Source organism: Microbacterium sp. BF1 (genome assembly GCF_019279095.1).
GTDB lineage: Bacteria > Actinomycetota > Actinomycetes > Actinomycetales > Microbacteriaceae > Microbacterium > Microbacterium maritypicum.
Genome location: NZ_JAGYWT010000191.1, coordinates 1 through 4,497 on the forward strand (window position 1 = coordinate 1; position 4,497 = coordinate 4,497).

General features: G+C 65.8%; 2 protein-coding genes. Both read right to left on the reverse strand.

The window, feature by feature from the left end:
* Nucleotides 1-969 precede the first annotated feature (969 nt).
* Nucleotides 970-3,882, reverse strand: a complete 2,913-nt coding sequence (locus KZA10_RS08410) for a UPF0182 family protein (RefSeq protein ID WP_055873250.1) — start codon at nt 3,880-3,882, stop codon at nt 970-972.
* A 75-nt stretch (nt 3,883-3,957) separates the two neighbouring features.
* Nucleotides 3,958-4,497, reverse strand: a 540-nt coding sequence (locus KZA10_RS08415; RefSeq protein WP_306300800.1) for a S16 family serine protease, incomplete at its 5' end; no start/stop codon positions are given.

Genomic DNA, 4,497 nt, shown 5'->3' on the forward strand with positions numbered 1-4,497 from the left:
CCCGCCTCACCCTCGTCCCCGACACCGGAGATGAGGTGACCGACCAGCCCGTCCTCGAACTCAGCGCCTAACCGAAACCAACAGCAGAAGGATCACCGACCGCTACACCACTCGCCGGGGCTTGACCCGGGGAAGAAGCGGGCCTCTAAAGAGAAGAGACGCCGAACCGGCTATGCGCCGGCACTATGCCCCGATACTCCACCTGAAGTGTCGGGGCATAGATGCGCACAGCGAGGCCTCGATTGAGATCAATGGTGAGCGTGCCCGATAGGCTCGCGTCTGCACGGCCCGTCAAACTGACCGTGAGTAGGCTGCCCACGCGATCGGCGTCAACCATGCGGTAGAGGTCGTGACGGCGCCCCCAGATCGGTAGGGACATCGGGAAGGCTAGGCGCACTGGAAGGGGCTCTGTGAGCAAAGCACTGGCCTGGCGCTGCACTATATGCCCGTCAGTGCCAAACGAGCGCGTCGTGTCGTCATAAGACTGCCGCCTACCGGTCCGAGGGTCGACGAGGACATACGACGAGTGCATCGGTTCGGCGTGAAGCTCGAGGCTCTGGGGCTCTTCGCCCGGATCTTGCACGATGACTTCACAAGAGAAGGTCCGAACCAGACGCCAGTCAGTCAAAGTCGCGACAGCATCCATGAGGAGCGAGGTGGACTTCTCAGACAAGCTCAGGTCCTTCCTTCGGCCTTCAGGCCCCAGATGGGCCCACCGCGGGGCGTGCGCAACCTACGGGCACCTTCGTGATCGTACCGGCACGAGCGGCCGACACCTGATCACCACCGGTCGAGCGGAAACGAGTTCTTACTTGGAATCGCGAGCCGAACGTAATCGCATATCGAACTATCTGACTCGGAGAAATCCAAGCCAGAGGGCCTTTCGCTTTGCCCGGACGATGCCCGGCGTCACCACGATACGAGAATGGGCGCCCCCTCGGGGGCGCCCATTCTGTTCGGTGCTGCGGATCAGTTGCCCGCTGCGGAGTCCAGCTCGATCAGCTTCTGGACCGCCGCGGTGAGGCGCTCGTCGGCCTCGGCGAACTTCGCGAGGTCTCCGGCCTTCAGCGCGGCCTCACGGTCGAGCAGCGCGGTCTGAGCGGCAGCCAGGGCCTCAGCCTCGGCTCCCGTCGGCTGCGTGGGCTCGGTCGTCGGCACCTCGCCGGTGTCGGGCACCTCGGCGTTCGGATCCGGTTCGACCGTGTCGTCACCGCCGGTGGCACCGGAGTCACCGCCGAAGAGGGTGTCGAGCGCCTCGGTCAGGGTGTTCTCGAAGGCGACGCGATCACCGAAGGCGACCAGCACCTTCTGCAGACGCGGCAGCTGCGTTCCCTCAGACGACTGCACGTAGACGGGCTGCACGTAGAGCAGACCACCACCGACGGGCAGCGTCAGCAGGTTGCCGTAGATGACCTCGGACTCCCCCTGCTGGAGCAGGTTGAGCTGAGGCACGACCGAAGTGTCCGAGTTGTAGGTGTTCTGCACCTGACCGGGACCGGGGACCGTGGTGTCGGTGTCGATCTCGAGCATGCGCAGCTGGCCGTAGCCCTCCGCCTTCACGCCCTTCTCCGAGCCGGCATCCGAATCCACCGCGAGGTAGCCCATCAGCACGTCGCGGCTGCCGCCCGCTCCCTGCGAGTTCGGGATGAACGTCGAGAACATCGAGAACCGGGGAGAGTCCTGACCCGGCATCTGCATGGTCAGGTAGTACGGCGGCTGCAGCATCGATTCGCTGCGGGGGTCGTTGGGCGTCTGCCAGCGGTTGTCCTGCTGCGCGAACGATCCGGCCTTGTCGACGTGATACACGCCGAGGATGTCGCGCTGCACCTTGAACAGGTCGGTCGGGTAGCGCACATGGCTCATGAGCTCCCCCGACATCTCGCTGATCGGCTTCACCGTCGACGGGTAGACCTTCTGCCAGCTCTTGAGCACCGGGTCCTCGTCGTCCCACGCGTACAGCTTCACCGAACCGTCATAGGCATCGACCGTCGCCTTGACGGAGTTGCGGATGTAGTTGATGTCGTCGATCGCGAGGGTCGGCGAGGGGATGTTGGAGTCGGCGATGGCGTCGGACAGGCTCACGCTCGTCGAGTACGGGTAGGTCTGGCTCGTCGTGTAGCCGTCGACGATCCAGACGATGCGGCCGTCCACCACACTCGGGTAGGGGTCGCTGTCGAGCTCGAGGTACGGTGCCACCTTCTGCACGCGCGTCTTGGGGTCGCGGTCGTACAGGATCTGCGAGTCCTCGTTCACGAGGTTCGAGAACAGGATCTGCTCCGACTGGAACTTCAGCGCGTAGAGGAGCTTGGTGAACGTGTCGCCGACCTTCGGGCCGCCGTCGCCGTCGAACGTGGTCTTCGTCTCGCTCGAGCCGTCCTTGCCGCGCGGGTAGTCGATCTCTGCGGGCTCCGAGCCCTCGGGAGCGCCGACGATCGAGTACTCGGGCGAGTTCTCACCGAAGTACACGCGCGGCTCGAAGTTCTCCCGATCGGACAGGAATCCCGAAGTGGGGATACCGCGCTCGAGGAACACCGGCTCGCCGTCGGTGGTGCGCTGGTTGCCCGCGGCGGCGACGAGGCCGTAGCCGTGGGTGTAGACCGCGACGCGGTTGTTCCAGTTGTCACCGTCGCCCAGGCCCGACATGTCGAGGTCGCGCACCGACACCACGGTGTCCTGCATCTTCCCGTCGATCTCGTACCGGTCGACGTCCATCGTCTTCTGGAACTGGTAGTACCCGCGGTACTGCTCGAGCTGACGCACCGTCGGCGGGATGACCTTCGGGTCCATGATGCGGGTGGAGGCGGTGGTCTCCGCATCCGCGCGCAGCTGACCCGCCTCGGCGTCGGTCTTGGCGGCGAAGGGCGTGGTCTCGAGGTCTGCGACCCCGTACGCCTCCTTCGTGCCGTCGATGTTCCGCTGGTAGTACTCGGCCTGGTAGGCGTTCTGGTTCGGCTTCACCTGGAAGGTGGTGACCACCCACGGGTATCCGACGCCGACGACGAGCGAGGCCACGATGAGCAGCGCGGTCGCGGCAAGCGGGAAGCGCCAGCGGCCGATGACGGCCGTGACGAAGAAGAGGATCGCCACGACAGCGGCGATGATCGCGAGGATGGCGAGACCGGGGATCGTCGCGTTCACGCCCGTGTACGCCGCACCCGTGATGCGATCGTCGGGCTCGACGAGCGTCTTGTACTGGTCGAGCCAGAGGCTCGCCGCCTGCACGAGCAGGTAGAGACCGGCGATGACCGCGAGCTGGATGCGCGCGGGCTTCGAGATGCGCAGCTCACCCTGACCGATGCGCACCGAGCCGTACAGGTACGACACGAGGGCGGTGACCAGGAGCGAGAGCAGGAGCACGGCGGAGACGAACGCGAGCAGGATCGTGTAGAACGGCATCGCGAACATGTAGAAGCCGGTGTCGATGCCGAACTGCGGGTCGACGTCCGAGGTGGCCACACCGTTGATCCAGAGCCAGACCGTCTTCCACTGCCCCGCGGCCGCGAAGCCGGCGAACAGTCCGAAGAAGATGGGCATGCCCCACATCGCCAGGCGACGCAGCGGCTCGATGACCTCCTGGTACCGGTCCAGCTGCGAGCTGAGCCGCACGTAGACCGGACGCAGCCGGTAGGCGAGCTGGATGACGACGAACAGCGGAACGGCCATCCCGAGGAAGCCCACCACGAACATCACCGCCGTGGCGATCCACTGCGTCGTGAGGACGCCGGTGAAGCCCACCTGGTCGAACCAGAGGAATTCGGTGTAGAGGGAGGCGAACACGAAGAACACCGCGATCAAGGCGGCGATGATCACCAGGGAGATGCCGAGAATGCGTCGTGAGGTTCGAGGCGTGGCCGGATTCGGAGCTGAAGGCGAGGAGGTCACCCCACCATCCTAGGCATCGCTCACTGTGCGCAGGCTGTCATCCCGATCACAGCGCGGTCACGGTGACGTCTGCGCTCAGCTGCCTGCGAGGTCGCAGGTCGGGAGCGCTGAGACGTCGCCGTCGTCCGCGATGACCTCGAGGGCGGCGAGCGACTCCTCGAGCGTCGCCGTGCGGATGACCTGCAGTCCGTCCGGCACGTGTCCGACGACCTCGTCGCAGTTCGCCGCGGGAGCCAGGAAGTAGTCGGCTCCTGCGTCTCGCGCGCCGTAGAGCTTCTGACGGATGCCGCCGATCGGACCGACCGTGCCCGCCGCGTCGATGGTTCCGGTGCCGGCGATGTCCTTCCCGCCGTTGAGCTCCCCTTCGGTCAGCGTGTCGATGATCCCGAGCGCGAACATCATCCCGGCGCTGGGTCCGCCGACGTTGTCGAGCTGGATCGTGACGTCGATCTCGAAGTCGTAGTCGGTGCGCAGCGTGATGCCGATGAGCCATGCGGTCGCGTCGCCCTCGGTGTGCTTCTCCGGGGTGACCTCCACGGTCTGCTCGGCGCCGCCGCGCAACAAGGTGAGCTGCACCGGCGCTCCCGCCGCGGCCTGGATCGCCTCCCGCAGCTG